Here is a 3,216-nt window from a genome sequence, read left to right as displayed (position 1 = left end):
ACGAGCCACGCGGCGGCGCCCGCGACGACGAGGACACCGGCCATCCCGATGGTCAGGGAGGCTCGGGTCGACAGGCTCGGGGGCTCCCAGCGCGGCCGCAGCCGCACCGGGCGGGCGAAGTCGCGCACCGGCCAGTCCCGCTCCTGGGCCATGCGCCGCAGGTCCCGATCGGGGTTGACCGCGACGGGGTGGCCGACGGCGCTGAGCATCGGCTCATCGGAGATGGAGTCGGAGTAGGCCCAGCAGCGGGCCGGGTCGATGCCGTGGGCGGCGGCGTCCTCATGCAGTGCGACGACCTTCTCCGAGTGCAGCATGGAGCGGGCGATCCGCCCGGTGAACAGGCCGTCCTCTCCGACCTCCATGTGGGTGGCCACGGCGCGGTCGGCCCCCACGAGGCGGGCGATGGGGGCGACCATCTCGCTGATGGAGGCCGAGACGACCACGACGTCGTGGCCGGCCCGGTGGTGGGCCTCGATGAGGTCGAGGGCCTCGGCGTAGACGGCCGGCTCGATCGCCGTGGCCAGCGCGCCCTCCACGACTTCCACCAGGTCTCGGCGGCTGATGCCGGCGGACATGAGGGCCAGGTGCTCCATGAGGTTGGTCGACTGCCGGGTGCCGGCGCCGACTAGGAGGTAGGGGATCTGGGCGATCAGCCCGTAGGCCAGCGCCCGCGAGGAGATGAGGCCGCTGCGTCGCATCGGGGTCCCCAGTGCCCAGGTCGACGATGTCGCCAGGATCGTCTTGTCCAGGTCGAAGTAGGCCGCGGCACGACGCCCGGTGCGCGGAGGACCTGCGACTGCGGCCGCAGTTGGCGCAGCGGAGATGCGCGACGCAGCCGGTGGGGCGATGGGAAAGGCCACCGGTGACGTCGCTGTCGGTCGGGAGGGGTCGCTTGCGCGGGCCTGCGCGCTCATGGGCTCATCTCATCATGAGCCGGGCCGCGGTGTCAGGTGCCTGAGTCCCCGAAAGTCGGACGCCTTGCGGAAGCATCGCGGGCTCGCCGGGGGCGGCGCGGGGCCACAGGCCCGTTTCTGCAACCCGTCTCCACAGGCCCGACGATGTCTCCGGGCGCCGCCGGGCCCGAGCCCGCACTCTGGTGAGAGGGATCGGCGCTGAGGTGTCGCCGCACACGGGATCGGAGGGACGCCATGAAGACGGGACTGGAGACTGCCGTGGAGATTCCGGCCAGGATGGTGAACAGGACGGCGAAGAGATCGGGATCGACAGTGGATACGAGCCCGGGGCAGGGCCCGCGTCAGTCGGGGCCAGTGGAGCCAACGGGGCTAGTAGAGCCAACGGAGCCGGCGGGAACGAGGGGAACGGCGGAGACGTGGGACGGCCTCAACGTCTCCTTCCCGCCGCTGAGACCTCCCGGGATAGGCGGTTCGCGCCCCGGCGAGATGGGGACGGCGCCAGGAATCCCGGAGGATCCGCCGCCGGCGGCGCCGACGCCCTCGCCGGAAGCCTTGAGTGCCCAGATCGACCCGGCAGCCCAGGTTCTGGCCGTCACCGGCGCTCGCGGCGGCCTGGGGGTCAGCGTCCTGCTGCTGCACCTGGCGTGGGCGCTGAGCCGGGCCGGCCGTCGGGTGGCGATGATGGACCTGGATCCCGCCGGCGGCCTGGACCTCCTGTGCGGGGAGACCGTGCTGAACGGCCTGCGCTGGGCGGATCTTCCGGCGGAGGAGTCGGCCTTTAGACCCGGGCGCCTGGTCGGGGCCCTGCCCGTGTGGCATGCCATGCCGGTGCTCACCAGCGACATCCGCGGCGGGCCGCTGGCCTGCGCCGACGCGGTCCTGGAGGCGATGCGCGCCGAGCACGACATCGTCCTGGTCGACCTGCCCCGGGGAGCGCCCCCGCCACGAGGTGCACGGGTCCTGCTCATGACCGGCCTGGACCTGCGCTCAGCCGTCGCCGCCGAGGCCATAGCCCTGCGGCTGCGGGGGCCGTTGCCCGACGACGGCGACCTGCCCGGCCCGGACTCACCGCCGGTATGGCTCGTGGTGCGCCAGGTCGGTGAGGACATCGCCACCGAGGACCTCGAGCTCATCACCGGCTGCCCGGTCCTGGGACGCGTCCCCACCGATCGGGTCCTGGCCAAGCGCCTCGCCCTCGGGGAGGACCCGGTCCGTGCCCGTTCGGCCGCTAGGCGCGCCGCCACCGCCCTGGCCCGAGAGCTATTTGCTCGGGTCCTCATCCCCGAGGTGCTCGCTTCGGCGCCGGTCGCTGCTGAGCGCATCGCGGAACCGGGCGGCGCGAGCGCCGCCGAGCGGGGGAGCGAACCATGGCCCCGGTAAACCCCGACCACCCCTCGGATCCCGGGCCCCGGGAGACCGACAGCCTCGAGCTCGCCCGGGTGCGCAGCGCTCTGGCGCGCGGTGCCGGCCTGAATGAGGCCCTCGACGACGCCGCCGACCCCTCCACCGGTCAGCAGGGCATGGCCCGCCTCGGCCAACGGGTGCGCGCTGACGTCGACGGTGCCGGATCACTCCTTCAGCCCCTCATCGAAACCGATGGCGTCACTGACGTCCTCGTCAGCGGCGGGCGCACCTGGATCGACCGGGGACACGGCCTCGAATCCGTCCCCGCCGCCTCCATGGAGGAGACCCAGGCGCGGGCGCTGGCCGTGCGCATGGCGGCATCCGCCCACAAGCGCCTCGACGACGCCTGCCCCGTCGTCGACGCCACCCTGCCCGACGGCACCCGCCTCAACGCGGTCCTGCCGCCCCTGAGCGCCGACGGCACCCTCATCAGCCTGCGCACCAAGAGGCGACGCGGTTTTACCCTGGCCGAGCTCGCCGAGGCCGGCACCATCGCCCCCGGACTCGACGACGTCCTGGCCGCCCTCGTGGCCCGACGCGCCAGCTGCCTGGTCACCGGTGCGACCGGCACCGGCAAGACCACCCTTCTGGCGGCCCTGCTCGGGCTCGTCCCGGGCGACGAGCGCATCGTGTGCATCGAGGAGGCCTGCGAGCTGCGCCCCGACCACCCCCACGTTGTCCACCTCCAGGAGCGCGGCGCCAACGTCCAGGGCGTCGGTGCGGTCCCCATGACCTCCCTGGTGCGCACCGCCCTGCGCATGCGGCCCGACCGGATCGTCCTGGGCGAGTGCCGCGGCCCCGAGGTGCGCGACGTCCTCACCGCCCTCAACACCGGCCACGAGGGCGGCTGGGCCACCCTGCACGCCAATTCGCCCGCCGACGTCCCCGCCCGCCTGAC

Annotated in this window: 3 protein-coding genes; 2 read left to right on the top strand and 1 reads right to left on the bottom strand. The window is 73.6% G+C overall.

The window, feature by feature from the left end; genetic code table 11:
• A partial coding sequence (locus HMPREF0975_RS12135; RefSeq protein WP_009234478.1) for an HAD family hydrolase occupies positions 1-914 on the bottom strand: 914 nt, incomplete at its 3' end.
• Between the two features lie 552 nt (positions 915-1,466).
• Between HMPREF0975_RS12135 and HMPREF0975_RS12130 the strand changes: the two genes are divergently transcribed.
• On the top strand, positions 1,467-2,294 hold the full coding sequence (locus tag HMPREF0975_RS12130) for a cellulose synthase operon protein YhjQ/BcsQ (RefSeq protein ID WP_232212529.1): 828 nt from the start codon (positions 1,467-1,469) through the stop codon (positions 2,292-2,294).
• Positions 2,282-3,216, top strand: a 935-nt coding sequence (locus HMPREF0975_RS12125) for a TadA family conjugal transfer-associated ATPase (RefSeq protein WP_009234476.1), incomplete at its 3' end; no start/stop codon positions are given. The genes HMPREF0975_RS12130 and HMPREF0975_RS12125, both read left to right, overlap by 13 nt.

It is taken from the genome of Actinomyces sp. oral taxon 849 str. F0330, assembly GCF_000239715.1.
GTDB lineage: Bacteria > Actinomycetota > Actinomycetes > Actinomycetales > Actinomycetaceae > Actinomyces > Actinomyces johnsonii.
Note: the sequence above shows the minus strand (reverse complement) of the source record. Positions and strands in the feature narration are given on the sequence as shown.